The sequence below is a fragment of the Micromonospora sp. NPDC023737 genome (assembly GCF_040639715.1).
Classification (GTDB): Bacteria; Actinomycetota; Actinomycetes; order Mycobacteriales; family Micromonosporaceae; genus Micromonospora.
In genome coordinates, this window is sequence record NZ_JBFAAL010000012.1 from 135,628 (window position 1) to 155,092 (window position 19,465).

The window sequence follows — 19,465 nt, forward strand, 5'->3', positions numbered from 1 at the left end:
CCGCTAGCTGTCGCCGCCGGTCTCGCCGACCGGGGCCGCGCTGACGTCGTCGATCGCGTACTTCTTGGCCGCCTCGGCGGGCACGTTGGCCGGCACCACACCACGCAGCGCGAGCTGGCGCAGCGTGGCGACCGCCACCGACTCGGCGTCCACGTTGAAGTGCCGGCGCAACGCGTGCCGGGTGTCCGACATGCCGAAGCCGTCGGTGCCCAGCGAGGTGTAGTCGCCCGGCACCCAACGAGCGATCAGGTCCGGCACGGCGCGCATGAAGTCACTGACCGCGATCTTCGGACCATCCGCGTCGGCCAGCTTCTGCGCCACGTACGGCACCCGCTGCTCGGCACCCGGGTTGAGGAGGTTGTACTCCTCGCACTCCACCGCGTCGCGGCGCAGTTCGGTCCAGGAGGTCACCGACCACACGTCGGCGGCCACCCCCCAGTCCTGGGCCAGCAGCTGCTGCGCCTTGAGCGCCCACTGCATGCCCGTACCGGACGCCAGGATGTTCGCCTTCGGGGCTCCGCCGTCCAGCTTCGGCGCGGCGGCGTAGCGGTAGACGCCCTTGACGATGCCCTCGACGTCCACGCCCTCCGGCTCGACCGGCTGGAAGATCGGCTCGTTGTAGACGGTGAGGTAGTAGAAGACGTTCTCCTGCGCCTCGCCGTACATCCGGTGCAGGCCGCTCTCGACGATGTGCGCGATCTCGAACGCGAACGCCGGGTCGTACGCGACCACCGCCGGGTTGGTGGCGGCGATCAGGTGCGAGTGGCCGTCCTCGTGCTGGAGACCTTCACCGTTGAGCGTGGTCCGGCCGGCGGTGGCGCCGAGCAGGAAGCCCCGCGCCATCTGGTCGGCGGCCGCCCACAGCCCGTCCGCCGTGCGCTGGAACCCGAACATCGAGTAGAAGATGTACATCGGGATCATCGGCTCGTCGTGCGTGGCGTACGACGAACCGGCGGCGGTGAACGACGCGACCGAGCCGACCTCGTTGATGCCCTCGTGCAGGATCTGCCCGGCGGTCGCCTCCTTGTAGGACAGGAACAGCTCCCGGTCCACCGAGGTGTAGCGCTGGCCGTGCGGCGAGTAGATCTTCGCGGTCGGGAAGAGCGAGTCCATGCCGAAGGTCCGGGCCTCGTCCGGGATGATCGGCACCCAGCGCTTGCCGAACTCCTTGTCCTTCATCAGGTCCTTGAGCAGGCGGACGAAGGCCATCGTGGTGGCGACCTTCTGCTTGCCCGAACCCCGCTTGACGTCGGCGAACCGCTCCGGCCCGGGGATGGTGAGGCGCTTCGAGCTGGTCCGCCGCGAGGGCAGGTAGCCGCCGAGCTGCTGCCGCCGCTCGTGCAGGTACGCGATCTCGTCGGACTTCTCACCCGGGTGGAAGTACGGCGGCAGGTAGGGGTTCTCCTCCAGCGCCGAGTCCGGGATGTCCAGGTAGAGCCGGTCGCGGAAGGTCTTCAGATCCTCCAGCGTCAGCTTCTTCATCTGGTGGGTCGCGTTGCGGGCCTCGAAGTGCGAGCCGAGCGTCCAACCCTTGATCGTCTTGGCGAGGATCACGGTCGGCTGGCCGGTGTGCTCCACCGCCGCCTTGTAGGCCGCGTAGAGCTTGCGGTAGTCGTGGCCACCCCGCTTGAGGTTCCAGATCTCGTCGTCGCTGAGGTGCTCGACCATCTTGCGGGTGCGCGGGTCCCGCCCGAAGAAGTGCTCCCGGACGTACGCGCCGGACTCCGCCTTGTAGGTCTGGTAGTCACCGTCGGGCGTGGTGTTCATGAGGTTGACCAGCGCGCCGTCGGTGTCCGCGGCGAGCAGCGGGTCCCACTCGCGGCCCCAGACAACCTTGATCACGTTCCACCCGGCGCCCCGGAAGAACGCCTCCAGCTCCTGCATCACCTTGCCGTTACCGCGAACCGGGCCGTCCAGCCGCTGCAGGTTGCAGTTGATCACGAAGGTGAGGTTGTCCAGCTCCTCGCGGGCGGCCACGCCGATCGCGCCGAGCGTCTCCGCCTCGTCCATCTCACCGTCGCCGAGGAACGCCCAGACGCGCTGGTCGGAGGTGTCCTTGATGCCGCGGTGGTGCAGGTAGCGGTTGAACCGCGCCTGGTAGATCGCGTTCAGGCCGCCGAGCCCCATCGAGACGGTGGGGAACTCCCAGAACTCGGGCATCAGCCGCGGGTGCGGGTACGACGGCAGCGCGCCACCCGGGTGCGACAGCTCCTGCCGGAACCCGTCCAGCTGGTGCTCGCTCAGCCGCCCCTCGAGGAACGCCCGGGCGTACATGCCGGGGGAGGCGTGACCCTGGTAGTAGATGTGGTCGCCACCGCCCGGGTGGTTCTTGCCGCGGAAGAAGTGGTTGAAGCCCACCTCGTAGAGCGACGCCGAGCTGGCGAAGGTGGAGATGTGGCCACCTACGCCGATCTCGGGACGCTGCGCCCGGTGCACGAGCATCGCCGCGTTCCACCGGATGTAGGCCCGGATCCGCCGTTCGATGTGCTCGTCACCCGGGAACCACGGCTCACGCTCCGGGGGGATCGTGTTGATGTAGTCCGTGGTGGTCAGGGACGGAACCCCGACCTGGCGTTCCCGAGCGCGCTCCAACAGGCGCAGCATCACGTAACGGGCGCGTTTGGTTCCGCGCTCGTCGATGACCCCGTCGAGCGACTCGACCCATTCGCTGGTTTCGTCTGGGTCGATGTCCGGGAGCTGGCTCGGCAGGCCGGCGGTGATCACCGGGCGCTTGCGTTCCGTAGCCACAGGCGGTCCCTCGGTTGTGTGTGGGATAGGTCTCTAGCGCCATCCTGCCCCCTGCTGGCACCCGGCGTCACGTCTAGGTCCCCGCGACGCGACGCTCGACACAGGTACCCGTCGGTAACTTTGGGTGCCGATCGATTTGTCCCAGGCCACTTGTCCGGTCTCAATACCATGCCTGGATGAATTACCGATGGACGGTGTGGGGCGGGATTCTCCTGGCCGCCGGAGTGCTCCTGGCGTTCCCGGTGACGTCCGTGCTGCTGAGGGGTGACCTCGCGGTGTTGCCCGTCGCGCTCGTCGCCGGGCTGGCCGTGGTCCTCGGTGTCTTCCTGATCGCCGCCGGGAAGCGGGCGCCGGCGCCGCGACGGCGTCACGGCAAATCCGGGCCCTCTCGGCGGCACGCCGGCACCCCCATTCCGCACCAGGGTCCCCCCGACGCGTACTCGTGGGGTGAGGTGACCGCCCCCCGACAGGACAGCGGTGGCGATTCGGGCGGCGGCGGTTGGTCCGGCGGTGGCGATTCCGGTGGTGGCTGGTCCGGCGGCGGGGGCGGTGACTCCGGCGGTGGCGGGGGATCCTGACCCCCGGGCTGCGGCAGAATGCGACGTATGCGTAGTGACGTGATCACCGTCCAGACCGGCTCCCGCCCCACCGTCCGGGACATCACGGCCGAGGCGCAAAGCTTCGTCTCCGGCGCGGGGGACGGTCTTCTGCACGTGTTCGTCCCGCACGCCACCGCCGGGCTGGCGCTCATCGAGACCGGGTCGGGCTCCGACGACGACCTGCTGGCCGCGCTGGACGAACTGCTGCCGTCGGACGACCGCTGGCGGCACCGACACGGGTCGCGCGGCCACGGCCGGGATCACGTCCTGCCCGCCTTCGTCCCGCCGTACGCCTCGGTGCCGGTGCTCGGCGGTCGCCTCGCGCTCGGCACCTGGCAGTCGATCTGCCTGGTCGACACCAACGGCGACAACCCCACCCGCCAGGTCCGCTTCTCCTTCCTCCCCGCCTGACCCGCACCCCCACCTCCCACCCCCTCCCATCGAGGGGCCTCGTTCACGGAAAGAGTGGCCATTCCGCACAGAATGGCCACTCTTTCCGTGAATTTGCGGCCTGGCGGGAGGGGTGAGGAGGGGCGGGGTTGGGGGCGTGGCGGGGCAGGGAGGTGAGGATGATCAATTTCTCTCACGCTCCGTAGACTGGGTGGCATGACGTTGGCAGCCGTCCCCACCGCCGGCCCGGATCCGGCTGACCGTTCGGGGCTGGCGGGCGACACCGTGCGCCGGATCATGCACGTCGCCGCGGCCATCCGGCACCAGCAGGACGTCGAGATCGCCGAGCTGGGCCTCACCCCGGCGGTCGCCCGCGCCCTGTACGAACTCGACCCGGACCGGCCACTGCCGGCCCGCGACCTCGCCGAGCAGTTGCAGTGCGACCGGTCCAACGTGACCGCCCTCGTCGACAAGCTGGAGCAGGCCGGCCTGGTGCAGCGCCGGGTCGACCCCACCGACCGCCGGCAGAAGACGCTGGTGGTCACCGAAGCCGGTCGGCGGGTCCGGCAACGCGTACACGAGGTGATGTCGGACTCCCGACTGCTCGACGGGCTCAGCACCGGGGAACTCACCGCCCTGCATGAGCTGGTATGGAAGGTCTCCGACGGGGGCTGCGCCCAGCCCTGCGGGACGTAGCGTCCCCGACCGGGTGTTGTGTGTCCGACTGGGCGCGACGGGCGCTCGTCGGTAATGCTGTCCGACGTGACCACCCCGCAAGATCTCGACGACCGGTTCCGGGAGACCCTGGCCGCGCTGGGTACGCCGCCGCACCGGCGTGATCCGGCCGAACCGGTCACCGACGGTGCGACGCTGACCGGCGCGCAGGCCCTCGACCTCTTCGACGCGCAGGTCACCAGCCGGCAGTTGGACCTGGCCGGGCGCTGGCTGCGCAGCTTCGGCGAGGGCTTCTACACCATCGGGTCGGCCGGCCACGAGGCCAACGCCCTGGTCGCCGCCGTGCTGCAGCCGACCGATCCGGCCCTGCTGCACTACCGCTCCGGAGCCTTCTACTGCGTCCGGGCGGCTCAGGCCGCGTCCGGCCCGGCCCAGGCGGTCGCGTCGGAGCCGGCCGAGGTCACTCCGGCGCAGCCGGCCGGCTCGGCCGCCGGCGCGCTCGGCGCCGTCGAACCGGCGTCCCGACCGCCCGGCGTGCGGCACGACCCGGCGTCGGACCCCTCCGACGTGGGAGTGAGCCTTTTCCAGGCCACGGACGACCCGGCGGACGAGCCGCCTGCCACGTCGACGCGCGACGACGCCGCCCCGGCCGCCACCGATCAGGCCGGCGCAGCGGACGAGGCCCGGGGCGACACCCCGGCGGCCGACGCCGGGTGGGCAGCCGCCGGCGGGGCGGCGTGGCCGGAGCGCCCCTGGGCGTACGCCGAGGCGGCCGGGGACGTGCTGCGCGGCATGGTCGCCTCCACCCGGGAGCCGATCGCCGGTGGCCGGCACAAGGTGTTCGGCCACCCCGACCTGGGAATCGTGCCGACCACATCCACCATCGCCTCGCATCTGCCCCGCGCCGTCGGCATGGGGCTCGCCGTCGAGCGGCTCCGCCGGCTGGAGACCCGGCGAGTCGGCGGGGTGCACCTCGGCGACGACACGAACGTAGCCCCGCCCTGGCCGCCGGACTCGATCGTCGTCTGCTCGTTCGGCGACGCCTCGATCAATCACGCCAGTGCCAGCGCCGCGTTCAACACCGCGGGCTGGTACGACCACACGGGCCTACGCATCCCGGTGCTCTTCGTCTGCGAGGACAACGGCCTCGGCATCAGCGTCCGCACCCCACAGGGCTGGGTGGAGGCCACCCTGCGCTCCAAGCCGGGGATCCGCTACTTCGCCGCCGACGGCGGTGACCCGGTGCAGGCGTACGCCGTGGCGGCGGAGGCGGCCGCCTGGGTACGCCGGCACCGGCGGCCGGCGCTCCTGCACCTGCGTACGGTCCGGCTGATGGGGCACGCGGGCGCGGACGCCGAGACGGCGTACCGCAGCCCGGCGGAGATCGCCGCGGATCTCGACCTGGACCCGGTGGCCGCCATGGCCCGCCTGCTGGTCGAGGCGGGCGTGGCCAGCGGCGAGGAACTGCTGGGCCGGTACGACCACATCGGCTGGCAGGTGCGCCGCATCGCCGAGGAGGTGATCGGTGAGCCGAAGCTCACCGCCGCGGCCGACGTGGTCGCCCCGCTGGCACCCAGGCGGCCGGTACGGGTGGCTCGCGCGGTGGCCGAGGCGGCGACCCGGGCCAGCGGGCCGGGCGCGGCGGCCCGCAACGAGATGTTCGGCGGCAAGCCGCCGGAGTTGGCCGGCCCGTTGACGCTGGCGCAGAGCATCAACGCGGCGCTGACCGACGGGATGCTCGACCACCCGGAGATGGCGGTCTTCGGCGAGGACGTGGCCGCGAAGGGCGGCGTGTACGGGGTCACCAAGGGCCTGCGTGACCGATTCGGGCCGGCCCGGGTGTTCGACACCCTGCTCGACGAGACGTCGGTGCTCGGGCTCGGGCTGGGCGCCGGGCTGGCCGGGATGCTGCCGGTGCCCGAGATCCAGTACCTGGCGTACCTGCACAACGCCGAGGACCAACTCCGCGGCGAGGCGGCCACGATGCAGTTCTTCTCCCAGGGGGCGTACCGCAATCCGATGGTGGTGCGCGTCGCCGGCCTGGCGTACCAGGAGGGCTTCGGCGGGCACTTCCACAACGACAACTCGGTGGCCGTACTCCGGGACGTGCCCGGGCTGGTGATCGCGGTGCCGGCGCGGCCGGACGACGCCGCGCCCATGTTGCGTACCTGCCTGGCCAGCGCGGCGGTGGACGGCAGCGTCTGCGTCTTCCTGGAGCCGATCGCGCTCTACCACACCCGGGATCTCTACGTCGATGGCGACGGCGAGTGGCTCGCCGGATACGCGGAGCCAGGGGCCTGGGCGAGCGGGCACGTGCCGATCGGCCGCGCCCGCGTGTACGGGGTGGGGTCCGCAGAGGATCTGACGATCATCACTTTCGGTAACGGCGTACGTCTGTCGCTGCGCGTGGCGTCGGCGCTCGCCGACGAGGGCGTCGGCACCCGAGTGGTGGATCTGCGGTGGCTGGCCCCCCTGCCGGTGGCGGACATCATCCGGGAGGCGTCGGTGACCGGCCGGGTGCTGGTGGTGGACGAGACGCGCCGGTCCGGAGGGGTCGGCGAGGGAGTGATCGCCGCGCTGGTCGATGCCGGATATGTCGGTGCGGCACGGCGAGTAGCCGGAGTTGACTCATTTGTACCATTAGGTCCGGCCGCGCGTCAGGTACTGGTCTCCGAAGAGGCCATTACCCAGGGTGCCCGCACACTCCTGGCACGGTAAATTCCGTTCCACCCGGTGCGCCACTTGCGCGGGGACGCACAACTGTGTGGACTTTGCCTGACGGCGTCGAACCGGCGTCGAGCAGGGACGAGATGAGGAGGCACGCGACAGTGAGCGCGACCGCTGGTCAGGCCGCCGACGGGGTACGCAGCCTGGCGGACCGGTTCGGGATCGAGCCGGGCATGGTCGTCATGGAGATGGGGTACGACGAAGACGTCGACCACGATCTCCGTGACGCACTGACTGACCGCTGTGGAGATCTGGTCGACGAGGACACCGACGAGGTGGTCGACGCGGTACTGGTCTGGTACCGCGACGGCGACGGCGATCTCTTCGAGCTTCTCGTCGACGCCCTCGGCCCGCTGGCCGACAACGGGGTCGTGTGGCTACTCACGCCCAAGGCAGGGCGCGAGGGGCACGTCGAGCCGAGCGAGATCGCCGAGTCCGCTCCAACCGCCGGCCTCCAGCAGACCTCGACGGTCAACGCCGGCCGGGACTGGAGCGCCGCGCGCCTCGTTCTGCGCCGCGGGGCCAAGAGTAAGAAGTAGTCCTCCGGCGGCCGGACGCCCCGGTGACGACGGGGGCAGCCCGGTACCCCGGCGGTTCCGCCGCCGGGGTGGCTCATGTCGTCACGATTCGAGGAGTTGACGCATGCCGTTGGCCGTCGGCGCGGAGGCGCCGGACTTCGTGCTGAAGGACCAGAACAACCAGGAGGTGCGGCTCTCCGGCTTCCGCGGCCGGCGCACGGTGCTGCTGGTCTTCTACCCGCTCGCCTTCACCGGGGTCTGCCAGGGCGAGCTGGCGGAGGTCCGGGACAACCTCGACGAGTACGTCAACGACGATGTCCAGGTTCTCACCGTCAGCGTCGACTCGGTCTACAGCCACAAGATCTGGGCCGACCGCGAGGGCTACCAGTTCCCGCTGCTCGCCGACTTCTGGCCGCACGGCGCGGTCGCCCAGGCGTACGGCGTCTTCAACGAGGTCGCCGGCGTCGCCAACCGGGGCACCTTCGTGATCGACAAGGCCGGCACCGTCCGGTACGCCGAAATGAATATGCCGGGGGAGCCCCGCGACCAGCAGGCCTGGCGAAAGGCGCTGGCCGAGGCCGCCGGCTGACCCGATCCGGCCACGCCGTGCGACCGGGCCGGCAGCGAGCAGGTAAGCTTGCCAGCCACCGGCCCGCCGCACGGGCGTTCCGGGCGCGTAGCTCAGTGGGAGAGCACTCGCCTTACAAGCGAGGGGTCGCAGGTTCGAAACCTGCCGCGCCCACCCATCAGCATCAGCGCGAATGCCGCCGACAAGATCGACCCCGGCGGCAGTCGCCGAGCTGAGGCGATGTGGCGGTCAGGGGTTGTCGGCACCCAGCTTTCGGGCGAGTGCTGTAACCTGCTCGACCTGCGCCGGAGTCAAGCGCGTAGCCGCGGCTACTAAGCTTCCGATCTCCTGACTCGCCCGCCATGGCCCCGGCCGCTCCGGGTCGTAATCCACGGGTAGTCCGGCGATGACCAGCAGGTCGGCGACACTCATCTCCAGTGTCGCAGCGATGTCCTGAAGTACCTCCGTCGTTGGTTGGAGGGTCCCGGCGAGTAGCTGGTTGATAGTTGACTCAGCTCGTCCGGACGCTCGGCTCAGCGCTTGCCGGTCAAGGCGGCGATTGGCCATCAGCCCTTGGAGGATCGCGGCGAAGGGGGCACTCACCCCGGAGACGGTAGCGACCGTTCCAGCCGGCTGGCTGCCGGCGACGCGGTTCGATCGCCGCCATCTGTAACGGATCGGGCGGAGTACGACAGTCGCGGCCGGCGATGTGGCTGACGCCGGACAACACCGTCCCGGGATCGTCGTTAAAGGTTTCGGTACGCCTCGCTCGCTTCCGGTCAGGGCGGGTCGAGGCACGCGGGACGGTTCGGACCAAGTTGCGGTGGCTTCCTAGCCTGGGATCGATACCCGACCGACCCGATGGAGACAGGACTTGACTAGGCGTCATCCTGGCAGGCCGAAGCAGGGTCGACCCGAAACGCTGCGAACCGGCTCGACAGACCCGGCTCCAAGCAGTGCCGTCGTCTCTATTGCGGCGAGGTTGGACGTGCTTGAGAAGGCTCAGAGCACGCCGCAGCGCCTATGGTATCGGGACGCGTCTGTGGTGGTAGCAATTCTGGCGCTGCTCATATCATTGACTGCTTCGTACTTCAGTTGGAAGCAGAACGGCGATCAGCAAGAGTTGGCAGCGCGGTCGGAGCTGTCGCAGCTCATCCAGCGAATGACCGCTCTGCAGCGCGATGGTTCCGAAGATATTACCGACGCGGACGGCCAGCGAATCGGTGTGACGGAACGTGGGGATGCGGTAACCGAGACCTTGGCGTTGGCTGAGCAGGCGGCCGAGATAATGGATCATCTCGACGACGGTGGAACGGCGTCGGAGTGCTATGCGGTGGCGCTCGCCTTCAAATTCGTGAGTGAAGATGGGCGGACGGCAGAGTTCGCGGAAAAAGGTCTGAGGAAAGATCCGCCACATTTGACGTTGCGCATAGGCCTGCTCCACGTGAAAGCGTACAGCAATTTCAAGTTGGGCAACTACGAGGTCGCCAGAGACGCGATGAGGGCGGCGATTGGCACCAGGGACTCTCAATCGGGGCTCATCAGGGCATATGGCGAACTGCATTCGTACACCTATTGGGCGGACCGGGAGCGCACAACCGGAAGCTGCGATGAATGGGAAATGGCTATCGGCAAAGCCAGATCCTTGCTGGAGGAGTTGGCCGCGAACAAGGCCGCGCGGGAGCGAGCATCGCAGTGGATCAGAGCGGTTGACAGCTGCCCCGAGTGAGGGGCTGGTCTAGGAATCTCACCCAGCTCAGTCAGTGCGAGGCGGCGACCAACTCCGGACGGCACGGGGGCGGTTTGAGCGACCGTGACGGGTCGCGTTGTCGAGATCCAGATCCGATCAGCGCAACCCGCGAAGCTCGCCATGCCGGGACCCATGGTCGCGAGCACGACGTCGCGCGCGTAGAGGCGGTGAATCCAGGTGCCTGCGGATCAGTTGCCGACTCAGTCGATGCGGTCGCTCAGGCCCAGCACCTTCGGGTCGTCACTCGGGAAGCTGCTGGGCATGCCCGGCACATCGATGGTGCGCCCGTACACGCCGGCCAGGAACTCGGCGGCACCGACCGGGAACTCCGACCAGTCGCCGTTGGCTCCGCGGACGACCACCGACCAGGCGTCCGGGTCGGGATAGCTCGTCCTCCAGTAGAAGGCGTCCCCCGAATCGGAATTCGCCCAGCAGACCAGGCCGCCCGGCTCCGGGTAGGGAACATAGTTCTCGGTGTCATCCATCTCGTACAGGTCCTGAAGGATCTCGGACGAGTACCGGACCCCGGACGCCCACGCCGCCTCTGCGCCGGGCCGAGGAATGGACACTGTGAGGAAATCGTCGATGATCAACGTCGGGTACGCCTCTGCCAGGGAGCGGTAGTCGGAGGGCAGAGCCGTCCCGAGGTCCGCCCCGAGCGCGGCCCAGTCCACGCTACGCCGCGCGGGCGCACGCCACTGTGTCATCGACGGAAGCGCGGCCTCCAGCTCTTCGACCCTCAGCATTCCGCCTGCCAATCCGTGCTGCTCTCGCCCATCACGCTCTCGGACGCTACTCCGTCCTCGGTGTAGGCAGGTTGATGCCGGTCTCGCCCTGCCTGCCCGGGGCGGGTGTTCAGAGTCAAGCGGATGTGGCGGTCTGTGCGATCAACGCCGTGCCGGACGCGATGAGGGTGGCCGCGACCATCACCAGGACCAAGCGGGTCAGGATCCGGCCGGAACGTGCCCCGACGATGGGGGCGTACAGCTTCTGTTCGGCTCGGACGAACCGGCCGGGCAGCAGCAGGATGGTCACCCCGGCGAGTAGGAGTGCGGCACCGGCGACAAAAGGCATGAGGGACCTCCTCCACCGATCCTAGTTCCCAGCGCGGGGCTCGCTCGTCGTACAGGAGAGCAGCCGAGTGAGCAGCCGAATCGGCGAGCATGAGCGGACGATCGGGGACGGAGACGCCCTGCCCGGCAAGAGGGACCGCTGACATCTGCGACTGACATCAACGAAGCCGGCTGTCGGCGGACTCGTCCGGATGCGTGCGGCGGTCAGTTGGTCGCTCCGTAGCCCGGTGGTTACGGTACACGCATGTCAATGGTTGGCGCAGATTGGTGGTCAACGCTCCGGGCGCTGGACAAGCCAGTTGCGCCACCGGAGAGCATTGGACGGGAGTCGATCCTGCAGGCCATGGTAGCGGGATCCATGCCGGAGCCGACGCTCGCGGCGTTGAGACAGCGGGTGGCGCGAGGTGAAGGCGATGGCCTGGAGGTGCCACGCGACTTCGACCACGCTGGGACCCAGCGCCGGTTTGAGCGACTCACAGAGCGGTTGAGCGAAACCTACGGTTGCCCGTGCGACTCAGCGCTGCCCCAGGACTCCGCCTGTTTCGGCAGCATCCAGATCCCGGCCGAGGCCAGCCGCAGTCACACGAAGCGCACACGGATTCCGCTGCCCTTGGTCGTGAGCGTGAGCGCGGTGGGTGGCCTCGCCACGTACGCAGCGTCCAGTCCGAGCGACCAGAAACCTTACCTGCACCCCGACGACCGGCGGCGGATCGAACAGGCTCTTGCCGGACTCGGTTATCTCGTCGTGCCCGAGCACATCCTCGCCGCGCCATACGACGGGCCCAACGGCTGGGTCTTCGGCCCGGGAGCCGATGCGACTTGGTTCACTCGGTTCTTCGACCATTTATGAATACGCAGGAATCCCGCCGCACGAACGGGGCGCGCACGTCAGAGCCGATTGGTGCCGTGAGACCTGGCGAGCCCCGTCCCGGCTGGCAACCGGTCCTGGCTGGCATTGGTCTGGCTGGGCTCGGTCACCTGCTGGCCATCGCCGCGATGGGCGTCACTGCGCGGTTGGCCGGTGGCGCTCGCGGAAGCGATGTGGAGCTGGACGCCGGCGGTCGCGAGTTTCGTGGTCTAGGCTGCGTCGCCATGGATGAGCCGCGCGGGTCTGGGGTCCTTCGTCACCAGCCGCTGCACGAGGGGTTCGTGCCGGCCCGGGGGCCGCAGCAGACCTTCGCCGAGGCGATCGATCGACACATCGAGGAGCACTTCGGGCCGGTCGAGTTCGTCTATCACGAGATCGCCTCGCACCTGGTCGGTGTGCACGTCCTGGTCGTGGGACCGACCGAGGAACGCCCGTACCGGACCCTGATCACTACCGGGATGAGTGACCTACCGATGACGGTCCCGGACGGTCACGACATCAGCCCGTACGCCGAACTGATGCTCAGCCTGCCGCCCGACTGGCCGCTGACCGAGAGGACCGGGCTGGGCGAGGACTCGACGGGTTGGCCGGTGCGAGTCCTCAAGGAGATCGCTCGACTGCCGCACGAGTACGGGACCTGGATCGGCGAATGGCACTCGGTGCCGAACGGCGATCCCGCGCAGCCGTACACCGCCGGTACCCCGTTCGCCGGTGTCGTCGTCACACCGATGCTGCGCGTAGCCCCCGACGCTCGGACGATCGAGGTCCCCGACGGCAGCCGGATCGCGTTGCTCGCGCTGATCCCGCTGCACCCCGGCGAGGTGGCGGTCAAGGTCGAACGTGGGACTCCTGCCCTCATCGAGGTGCTCGATCGTGGTCGGGTCACCGAGTTGCTGGACCCTGACCGGCCCTCGTACGCCTGAGGAAGCGACCCGCGCGCGGGCCTTGGCAACTCTCACATGAAGTTGCGGGTGTGCAACGCGGAGAGTGCGGCGGCCTCGTCGGGCGGGAAGCCGATGTATTCGAGCCGCCGGCGGCGGCCCTCGTCCATCGCCTGTTGCAGACGGAGCACCTCCTGCCAGCCGCGGCTGATCGCCGCCGGTGTCCAGGATCCGGCGGCGAGGACGACCAGCGCGTCGAAGACCTGCTTGTTGAGCCCAGCGGTGTCGGCGAGCACCGCGTGGCGCCGTTCGACGGCCGTACGCAGCCGATGCAGGAAGGCGCGATCCGTGCGGACCACGTGCGCGGTGTGAGCGACCCCGAAGGCGACGTGACGAGCCTCGTCGCGGGCGGCGAGCCGGGTGACGTCCGCGGTGACCCGGTCCGGTGCGTGACGGTGCAGGAAGTGCAGCAGATCCAGGAAGCTGCCTTCGCCCAGAACGGAGAGCAGGAACGAGGCGAGGGTGAAGTCGGGCTCCTCCAGCAGGGTCTGCAGGGACGCCCGGCCACCGGCTCCGGAGAGCCCGAGCGTGTCCCGGTGGAGCAGGGCACGGCGGGTGAAGATCTCGACGTGCCGGGCCTCGTCCGCGGCCTGCGCGGCGAGCAGTTGCATGACCTCGCGGAAGTGCGGATGCAGCCGGGACAGCAGCCGGGCCGGGATCATCAACGCCGCCTGCTCGTTCTCCACCAGGTAGGTCATCACCTGGACGACCGCGTCCTCGACGCTGTCCGGCAACGACACGCCCGCCGCCCAGCCCACCGCGGTCGCCGGATCCCACTGGTTGGCCGTGGCCTGGGCGTACAGGCGTGGTGCGAGGTCGGCCCAGACCAGGTCACGGTCGACCCAGTCGACCGCCAGGGCAGGGCCGCCGGGCTCCACCAACGCACCCCGGGCGGCCAGCCCCCACCGGCGGTCGGCGTGTGCGACGACGTCGTCGGCCGTCCGCCCGGCCCGCTGCGCGCCCCGCCAGCGGTCCAGGTCGGCCCGGCCCCGGATGACGGTCGGCGTCTCGGCCGCCGTGTCGAACAGGTGCCCTTCGGTGCGGCACCAGGCAGCCAGGTGCACCCCGAGTGCCGGATGACGGCCGCGCACCACCAGCCGGTCACCGGGCGCCAGCCCGGCCAATGCCCGGTCGATCAGCAGGTGACCACCGGCGTCCAGGCTGAGATCCTCAAGGTCGATAGCCGGCAGCACCGAGTGCTCCCTGTGGATCGTAGAAGTTGGTCTCGGTGACCGCCCGTTCCAGCGCGGCGTAGCGGTCGGTCCGGCCCGGCAGCCACTTCTTGAGTCCTTCGAGGTCCAGCAACGGCCGGGCCGTGTCGTCCGCGTAGGACATGCTGAGCAGCAGTTTGCCGAAGTGGTCGACGAGTGCCGGGTCTGCGGCCGGCCCGGCGGTCAGGTTGCAGTGGTCGTACGGTTCGGTCTCGGCGAGGACGCGCACCGATCCCGCCGGTAGCGTGCCCTCCCGCCCGAACAGCAGCAGGCTCGCGTCGATCAGACAGGCGGCCTCGGCGCGTCCGGCCCGCAGCGCCTGCGCCGCGTCGCGCTCCCCACCGATGTGATCACCGTGCAGACCGACTCCCACGTCGAACCGGAGCAGTTCGAGGTCGGCGTCCGGGTCGAGGCCGGCGGCGCGCAGCAGCGCCAGTGGCAGCAGCGTCGCCTGAGGTGAGTCGATCGCGCCGACGGCCACGGTCCGGCCCCGCAGATCCGCCAGAGTGCGGTGCTCCGAATCGGCCCGAACCACGATGACCGAGGTGAGGTCGCGATCCGTGTCGCGCATCGCGACAGCGCGTACGGTCGTGCCCTGCGCGCGGGCCAGCCGCTGGGCGCGCAGCCAGGCCAGTGGGGAGTTCCAAGCCACATCGATCCGGCCGGCGAGGAGGTCCTCCACCTGCCGTTCGTACTGCGAGTACAGGACGAAGTCGAGGTCGAAACCGCGGTCGCGGAACCAGGAGCGGAAGCCGGCCCAGATGGTCACGACCTTCGGGTCGTAGGCGACGGCGCCGAGCAGCAGGGTGTCGCTCATGCCTCGGGTCCGTCCAGCAGCGGCAGGCCGGTCAACGCCCGCCCGACGAAGTCCAGCAACGCCGATGTGGTGGGGGCCATCACCCGGGCGGCCCGGGAATCCCGGAACCGACGTTCGATACCCAACTCCTTGCGGAACGCGGCCCCGCCGCACGCCGTCATCGCCAGGTCGGCGACCTCGGCGGCACTGCCGTCCGCTGCCGCCTTGACCTCCAGGACGAGCAGTTGGGCGTCGGTGCGTCCCTGCTCGACCGCGGTCAGCGTGCCGTCGAGGAGCGCGGCCGTGCGATCGGTCTCGATCCGCATCCGGGCGAGGATCGCCCGGGACTCCGGCCGCTGCGCCAGCGACCGGTCCAGGTGCTGGAGCCGGGTACGGGTCAGGTGGTCCGCCGTCTCCCGGGTCACGGCCTGCATCAGTCCGACGCTCGCGGCGGCGTTGAGCAGGAGGAAACAGGGCAACACCGCGCTGAGCGCGAGGTCCAGGCCCGCGCCGTCGCCGCCGAGCCGGGCGCTGTGCGGCACCATCAGACCGGCGGCGGTGACCGGACGGGAGTCGTTGCCGCGCAGGCCGAGACCGTCGAACTCCGGGCCGATGGACAGCTCTGCCTCGCCGGTCGTGACCAGCCACAGCGTCATCGGTCCCGGGGCGGCGACGGGGCGGCTCGACCAGACGTAGCTGTCCGCCTGGCCGGCCGAGGTGACCCAACTCTTGCGCGCGTCCAGGCGTACCTGGTCGCCCTCGTCGGTGGCTGTGCTCACCGGCGCCCAGAAGTGGCTGCGTGATCCAGCCTCGGAGAAGGCCAGGGTGCTCAGGTGCCGTCCGGCGGCTATCTCGCGCAACACGTCGCCGGATGCCGCGGCAGTCAACGCAGCCACCGCGCTGTAATGCATCATGACGACCATCGCGGTCGACCCGCAGGCCGTCGAGAGCTGCCGGATCACGTCGGTGGCGGCTCGGAGGTCCTGTCCGCCGCCGCCGTACTCGGTCGGCACCGTGAGTGCGAGCAGGCCCGCGTCGGCGAGCGCGTCGACGGCCTTGCGCGGAAAGGTGGCGGACCGGTCGACGTCCCCGGCCTGCGGTACGACGATCTCCTCGATGATCCGGCTCAACGACTCCTGATGTCCCATGTTTGCTCCCCAGATGCAGGCTGAACTGACCTGTGGCGGCGCGGTGCTGGATCCGTGTGGGATGGGGACTACCTTCCACCGATCCGGTGGACGTCTGGCGTGAAAACGGCCCGAACCTGAGAGGCGGCAGGCAGTGCTTCAGGCCGGGCGGCACGTCGGTGTTGCTGGATTGAGCAACAGCGTAGTTACCGAACGCGACGACTGGAAGGGGGCGGATCCAATCGCCCGTGACCTCACGACCGTCCATTCGCGCTGCGCCCACGGTTACCAGGCGTACGAACTGTTCCAGGCCGTCGAGTTGGCCGACGAGCCGTACGACCCGCACGAGGTCGGCGACGCCGTCTGACGGCCGTGCTCCGATGTCGGCGGTTGCCGGTCATTGGTGAATGTCGGTGGTCATTGGTCCCGGAGGGCGTCGTCGACGCCGGTCTCAGGCGGGCCGAGACGGTCCGGGTCCCTGCCGGAGAGCAGGTCCAGCGCCGCCTTCACGCAGGCGCCGTACTCGCGGGTGGAGCTGACGCGCCAGCGCTGGGCGTTCCGCCTGGCGGTTTCGTCACCCACGCCGTTGGCGTCGATGCCGAGGCGCCGGCACAGTGCCACAGCCCGGGGCAGGTGGAACGACTGGGTCACCACCGTGGCGCGCTCCACTCCGAAGATCCGCTTCGCTCGCGCGCACGAGTCGTACGTGTCGAAACCGGCCCGGTCCAGCACCACCTTCCGCGCCGGCACCCCCCGGTCGACCAGCCACCGCCGCATCGCACCGGGCTCGTTGTAGTCGGCGTTCATGTTGTCGCCGGACACCAGGATCGCGCGTACCTTGCCGGCCTCGAAGAGCCGCTGGGCGATCTCCAGCCGGGCGGTGAGGAACGGTGACGGTCTGCCGTGTGCGTCCACCTTGGTACCCAGCACCAGGGCGACCGGCGCATCCGGTACGAGGGCCTCGTCGTAGATGTGGCCCTCCGCGCCGCCACGGATCCACACCACGCTCGCCACCGTCCCGCCGCCCAGCAGCACCGCGGCGGCAATCGCCGAGAGGAGGGCCCGGCGGACGAACCGCCGATGCTTCCCGCACCACCAACCGGCCGTGACGATCCGTCCCCGCATGGCCCGGAATTATTCCGGTGCCGCCGTGCCGCCGTGCCGCCGTGCCGCCGCGTCGCCCGTGCCGGTGGGTCGCCGGGCGGCGGGCGGCGGCGTGATCAGCAGATAATGGCCCGGTGACCACCGAGTTCCCCTCACCCACCGTGCCGGCCGCCGGTCGTGCCGAGGTCTTCCTGCGGTACCTCGACTACTTCCGCGAGAACGTGGTGGCGAAGCTGTCCGCGTTGCCCGCGGACGAGGCCCGCCGCAGCACGCTGCCGTCGGGGTGGACGCCGCTGGAACTGGTCAAGCATTTGCGATTCGTGGAACTCCGCTGGATCGAGTGGGGTTTCCAGGGGCGCGACGTGGGCGATCCGTGGGGCGACCGGCGTGGGGACCGGTGGTACGTCGCGCCGGAGGAGAGTCGCGAGGAGTTGTTGGCCGCGCTGCGTGCCCAGGGCGCGCACACCCGGGCGGTCGTGGAGCGCAGCGAGCTCAGCGCGCACGGGGCGCCGAGTGAACGCTGGGAGGGCAGCGAACCGCCACCGCTGGAGCGGGTGCTCTTCCACCTCATGCAGGAGTACGCCCGACATCTCGGGCACCTCGACATCGTGACGGAACTGGCAGGCGGCCCGATCGGCGAGTAGCCGGCGGAGTGGCCCGTCGGGTGGTGCCGCCGACCGGTCGGATAATCGCTGGCACCGCCGACACCAAGCCGGAAAGCTGTCGCCTGATGCTGCACGAAAACGAGATCCAGGTCGACGAGGACGTCGTCCGGTCCCTGCTGAAGGACCAGCGGCCGGAGTGGGCCGACCTGCCCGTCGTGTTCGCCGGGTCGGGCACGGACAACACCATGTACCGGTTGGGTGACGCGCTGCTGGTGCGGCTGCCGCGTACCGCGGGCAAGGCGAAGGCGTTGCGCAAGGAACGGACGTGGCTTCCCCGACTGGCGCCGCACCTGCCCTGCCGCGTCCCGGAGCCCGTGCACGCCGGGGAGCCGACGTCCACGTTCCCGGCCGCCTGGTCCGTCTACCGCTGGATCGACGGCGAGGTCGCCGGCCCGGCGACCGTCACCGACTGGGCCACGTTCGGTCGGGACCTGGCGGCGGCCGTGCGGAGCCTGCACTCCACCGACCTCATGGGTGCGGCTCGCGAGGGTGAACTCAGCTGGTACCGCGGCGGCACCCTCGAGCCGTGCGACGAGTCGATCAGCAGGAGTTTCGCGGAGTGCCGGGACATCGACGGCCTCGACCTCGACGTCGCGACGCTGCAACAGCTGTGGCGGGACGCGCTCAGCCTGCCCGAGCCGGCCGGCCGGCACGGGTGGCTGCACGGGGATCTGCGGCCCGCCAATCTCCTGGCCCACGAGGGGAGGCTCCACGCGATCATCGACTTCGGTGGTCTCTCGGTCGGCCACCCCGACGCTGAACACGCCCCCGTGTGGGACCTCCCCGGCGAAGCGAGGCAGGCGTACTGGGACAGCGCGAACCTCGATGAGGTGACCTGGCTTCGCGCCCGGGCCTGGGCCATCGGCGTCGGGATCAGCGGCGTCCCGTACTACTGGGACACCTACCCGTCGTTCGTACGGGAGTGCCTGTCCCGGCTGACGGCGATCCTGGACGACGTCCGGCGTCGCTGACCGGCCGATTGTCGGCGGCCGCCCCGGCCCCGCTCAGTCGATGACGGAGCTGCGGCGTTCGATGAGCGTCACGTCGCGCCAGGCGCCGTGGTGGCGGCCGATGCGGCGGCGGATGCCGACGGTGCGGAAGCCGCAAGCTGCGTGCAGGGCGAGGCTGGCGGTGTTCTCGGGGAAGACCCCGGATTGGATGGTCCAGATCCCGGCCTGCTCGGTGGAGGCGATCAGCGTTTCCAGCAGAAGGCGGCCGACCCCCCGACCATGGGCGTCCGGGTGTACGTACACGGAGTGCTCGACGACTCCGGCGTAGACGCACCGGTCGGACACGGGCGAGCAGGCGACCCAGCCCAGGGTCCGGCCGGCCGGATCGACGGCCACCCAGCGGTGCCCGGGGAGGCGCGTGGCGGTGAAGCGTTCCCACGTGGGCGGCTCGGTCTCGAAGGTGGCGTTGCCGGTGGCGATGCCGAGCCGGTAGATGTCGAGCACGGCGTCGGCATGCCGATCGTCCAACGCGGTGATTGCGATCCTGTCGGCGCTCATCGAGCCTCCTCCCACCGAGCGAGGGTACGTCGCCCGGGCGGGCTCCGGCTGGTCCGTCTCGCGTTCCTGGAGCACCCCGCCATCGCGCCCGCCTGACCCGCCGAGCGGTCGGCGCCGGCGGCACTCGGCTCGGCGCCGCGACACCTGCCCGGTGACGGCCGTCATTCGTCGGGCCTGGGCGCGGCGGCGTTCCCGCC

The 19,465-nt window shown here is 70.1% G+C and carries 21 protein-coding genes and 1 tRNA gene; 13 read left to right on the forward strand and 9 right to left on the reverse strand.

Features of this window, described 5'->3' with window-relative positions; translation table 11 throughout:
• Positions 1 to 3: 3 nt before the first annotated feature.
• Positions 4 to 2,748 carry a pyruvate dehydrogenase (acetyl-transferring), homodimeric type gene (gene aceE, locus AB0F98_RS23495; RefSeq protein ID WP_357738775.1) on the reverse strand — a complete coding sequence of 915 codons (2,745 nt, stop codon included), beginning with the start codon at positions 2,746 to 2,748 and terminating at the stop codon, positions 4 to 6.
• 176 nt (positions 2,749 to 2,924) lie between these two features.
• Here aceE and AB0F98_RS23500 point away from each other — a divergent pair, with 176 nt between their 5' ends.
• From AB0F98_RS23500 to AB0F98_RS23530, 7 genes are all read left to right on the forward strand, one after another.
• Positions 2,925 to 3,326 (forward strand): hypothetical protein, encoded by a 402-nt coding sequence (locus tag AB0F98_RS23500; RefSeq protein ID WP_357738789.1) that lies wholly within the window; start codon positions 2,925 to 2,927, stop codon positions 3,324 to 3,326.
• 27 nt (positions 3,327 to 3,353) lie between these two features.
• Positions 3,354 to 3,758, forward strand: coding sequence for a YjbQ family protein (locus AB0F98_RS23505; protein ID WP_175649338.1), 405 nt, complete (start codon positions 3,354 to 3,356; stop codon positions 3,756 to 3,758).
• Between the two features lie 195 nt (positions 3,759 to 3,953).
• Complete coding sequence (locus AB0F98_RS23510; RefSeq protein WP_357738793.1) at positions 3,954 to 4,433, forward strand: MarR family transcriptional regulator; 480 nt, start codon at positions 3,954 to 3,956, stop codon at positions 4,431 to 4,433.
• Positions 4,434 to 4,487: 54 nt separating this feature from the next.
• Positions 4,488 to 7,130: a thiamine pyrophosphate-dependent enzyme gene (locus AB0F98_RS23515; protein WP_357738796.1), complete on the forward strand. Its 2,643-nt coding sequence runs from the start codon at positions 4,488 to 4,490 to the stop codon at positions 7,128 to 7,130.
• Positions 7,131 to 7,240: 110 nt separating this feature from the next.
• Positions 7,241 to 7,678, forward strand: coding sequence for a DUF3052 domain-containing protein (locus AB0F98_RS23520; RefSeq protein ID WP_357738799.1), 438 nt, complete (start codon positions 7,241 to 7,243; stop codon positions 7,676 to 7,678).
• A gap of 103 nt (positions 7,679 to 7,781) precedes the next feature.
• Positions 7,782 to 8,246: a peroxiredoxin gene (locus tag AB0F98_RS23525; RefSeq protein WP_357738802.1), complete on the forward strand. Its 465-nt coding sequence runs from the start codon at positions 7,782 to 7,784 to the stop codon at positions 8,244 to 8,246.
• Between the two features lie 81 nt (positions 8,247 to 8,327).
• Positions 8,328 to 8,399 (forward strand) — tRNA-Val (locus AB0F98_RS23530).
• 75 nt (positions 8,400 to 8,474) lie between these two features.
• Here the strand turns inward: AB0F98_RS23530 and AB0F98_RS23535 are convergent.
• On the reverse strand, positions 8,475 to 8,828 hold the full coding sequence (locus tag AB0F98_RS23535) for a helix-turn-helix transcriptional regulator (protein ID WP_357738805.1): 354 nt from the start codon (positions 8,826 to 8,828) through the stop codon (positions 8,475 to 8,477).
• A gap of 385 nt (positions 8,829 to 9,213) precedes the next feature.
• Here AB0F98_RS23535 and AB0F98_RS23540 point away from each other — a divergent pair, with 385 nt between their 5' ends.
• Complete coding sequence (locus tag AB0F98_RS23540) at positions 9,214 to 9,954, forward strand: hypothetical protein (protein WP_357738808.1); 741 nt, start codon at positions 9,214 to 9,216, stop codon at positions 9,952 to 9,954.
• Positions 9,955 to 10,175: 221 nt separating this feature from the next.
• Here AB0F98_RS23540 and AB0F98_RS23545 read toward each other — a convergent pair whose 3' ends face one another.
• Both AB0F98_RS23545 and AB0F98_RS23550 read right to left on the reverse strand, forming a co-directional pair.
• Positions 10,176 to 10,721 (reverse strand): hypothetical protein, encoded by a 546-nt coding sequence (locus AB0F98_RS23545; protein WP_357738811.1) that lies wholly within the window; start codon positions 10,719 to 10,721, stop codon positions 10,176 to 10,178.
• Positions 10,722 to 10,836: 115 nt separating this feature from the next.
• Positions 10,837 to 11,049, reverse strand: coding sequence for a hypothetical protein (locus tag AB0F98_RS23550; RefSeq protein WP_357738814.1), 213 nt, complete (start codon positions 11,047 to 11,049; stop codon positions 10,837 to 10,839).
• Between the two features lie 243 nt (positions 11,050 to 11,292).
• On the opposite strand from AB0F98_RS23550, the gene AB0F98_RS23555 reads away from it, so the two are divergent.
• On the forward strand, positions 11,293 to 11,898 hold the full coding sequence (locus AB0F98_RS23555; RefSeq protein WP_357738817.1) for a hypothetical protein: 606 nt from the start codon (positions 11,293 to 11,295) through the stop codon (positions 11,896 to 11,898).
• 242 nt (positions 11,899 to 12,140) lie between these two features.
• The gene (locus AB0F98_RS23560; RefSeq protein WP_357738820.1) at positions 12,141 to 12,839 is read left to right on the forward strand and encodes a suppressor of fused domain protein; all 699 of its coding nucleotides are present in this window, start codon (positions 12,141 to 12,143) and stop codon (positions 12,837 to 12,839) included.
• Positions 12,840 to 12,871: 32 nt separating this feature from the next.
• Here AB0F98_RS23560 and AB0F98_RS23565 read toward each other — a convergent pair whose 3' ends face one another.
• The 3 genes from AB0F98_RS23565 to AB0F98_RS23575 are packed head-to-tail and all read right to left on the reverse strand — an operon-like array spanning position 12,872 to position 16,012.
• Positions 12,872 to 14,050: a ferritin-like domain-containing protein gene (locus tag AB0F98_RS23565; protein ID WP_357738823.1), complete on the reverse strand. Its 1,179-nt coding sequence runs from the start codon at positions 14,048 to 14,050 to the stop codon at positions 12,872 to 12,874.
• On the reverse strand, positions 14,028 to 14,885 hold the full coding sequence (locus AB0F98_RS23570; protein WP_357738826.1) for a PhnD/SsuA/transferrin family substrate-binding protein: 858 nt from the start codon (positions 14,883 to 14,885) through the stop codon (positions 14,028 to 14,030). The genes AB0F98_RS23565 and AB0F98_RS23570 overlap by 23 nt, the downstream gene beginning before the upstream one ends.
• Positions 14,882 to 16,012, reverse strand: coding sequence for an acyl-CoA dehydrogenase family protein (locus tag AB0F98_RS23575; protein ID WP_357738829.1), 1,131 nt, complete (start codon positions 16,010 to 16,012; stop codon positions 14,882 to 14,884). Before AB0F98_RS23575 ends, AB0F98_RS23570 begins: the two co-directional genes overlap by 4 nt.
• Before the next feature lie 169 nt (positions 16,013 to 16,181).
• Between AB0F98_RS23575 and AB0F98_RS23580 the strand changes: the two genes are divergently transcribed.
• On the forward strand, positions 16,182 to 16,358 hold the full coding sequence (locus AB0F98_RS23580; protein ID WP_357738832.1) for a hypothetical protein: 177 nt from the start codon (positions 16,182 to 16,184) through the stop codon (positions 16,356 to 16,358).
• A gap of 50 nt (positions 16,359 to 16,408) precedes the next feature.
• Here the strand turns inward: AB0F98_RS23580 and AB0F98_RS23585 are convergent, their stop codons facing one another.
• Positions 16,409 to 17,116, reverse strand: coding sequence for an ElyC/SanA/YdcF family protein (locus AB0F98_RS23585; protein ID WP_357738835.1), 708 nt, complete (start codon positions 17,114 to 17,116; stop codon positions 16,409 to 16,411).
• Positions 17,117 to 17,229: 113 nt separating this feature from the next.
• Here AB0F98_RS23585 and AB0F98_RS23590 point away from each other — a divergent pair, with 113 nt between their 5' ends.
• Positions 17,230 to 17,739 carry a DinB family protein gene (locus AB0F98_RS23590; RefSeq protein WP_357738837.1) on the forward strand — a complete coding sequence of 170 codons (510 nt, stop codon included), beginning with the start codon at positions 17,230 to 17,232 and terminating at the stop codon, positions 17,737 to 17,739.
• Positions 17,740 to 17,825: 86 nt separating this feature from the next.
• A complete protein-coding gene (locus AB0F98_RS23595; protein WP_357738840.1) occupies positions 17,826 to 18,731 on the forward strand; it encodes an aminoglycoside phosphotransferase family protein in 906 nt (301 codons plus the stop codon).
• A gap of 33 nt (positions 18,732 to 18,764) precedes the next feature.
• On the opposite strand, the gene AB0F98_RS23600 is transcribed toward AB0F98_RS23595, so the two are convergent.
• Positions 18,765 to 19,268: an N-acetyltransferase family protein gene (locus AB0F98_RS23600; RefSeq protein WP_357738843.1), complete on the reverse strand. Its 504-nt coding sequence runs from the start codon at positions 19,266 to 19,268 to the stop codon at positions 18,765 to 18,767.
• Between the last annotated feature and the right edge of the window lie 197 nt (positions 19,269 to 19,465).